This window comes from Clostridioides sp. GD02377 (genome assembly GCF_045899875.1).
Lineage (GTDB): Bacteria > Bacillota > Clostridia > Peptostreptococcales > Peptostreptococcaceae > Clostridioides > Clostridioides difficile_A.
Window position 1 is genome coordinate 1 of record NZ_JBJODA010000066.1, and the last position, 735, is coordinate 735.

The following is a 735-nucleotide window of genomic DNA, read 5'->3' on the forward strand; positions in this document are numbered from 1 at the left end:
CTTGAACATTTGTAGCAGTAAGATTACTTGTTGCATTGTTATAACTTGTTTTCTCTGCTGTTGTTTCTATGCTATCTACACTAGTTTTTACCTCATTTAATGCACTAACTATATTTGTTTTATCTGTTGTTTCAAGGAGTGTTGTATCACCTATTTTATTGTTTAACTCTGTCTTAGTAGTTTCTATGTTGCTTGTTAACTCTGTTTTAGTTGTATCAATTTTAGTGTCAATAGCATCTATTTTAGCCTCTAAATCTTGCAAATCTTTTAATGTAGCAAAAATTATTGTAGGGTCAATTTTAAGCTCTATATTATTAACATTAGATACAACAAAAATAGTTTTTACCTTCATATCAATAACTGCTCCATCTTCCAATCTAGGTTTATATGCTGACCTATACTTAGAAATAGCAAGTAAATTACCCTCTGTATCTAAATAACCTATCTCTCTAACTACAAATCCACCAGCACTAGCAGGTATTAGACTCTCTAAAATCAAGCAATTTGTCATACTTTCATCAGTTTTGACGTTTCCTACTTTACCTTCCCAAACTACATTTTTTAATATGGTTTGTTCCTCTGTAGGATTATACTCATTTCCTCCACCATCTCCAAGTTGAATCTTGACAAAATCAACTTTTCCTCCTACTAAACTTGCGTTTGCTATTTTAGCCTTACCTATGTTTGTTAATATCGTGTAATAACTTTTATCTGTAGCCAAACTACCACCTCCTA

The 735-nt window shown here is 31.6% G+C and carries 1 protein-coding gene; it reads right to left on the reverse strand.

From position 1 onward, the window contains the following. Positions 1 to 721 (reverse strand): phage tail protein (locus Q3304_RS20775; RefSeq protein ID WP_407815487.1); only part of this gene is annotated, 721 nt, incomplete at its 3' end. Positions 722 to 735: the final 14 nt, after the last annotated feature.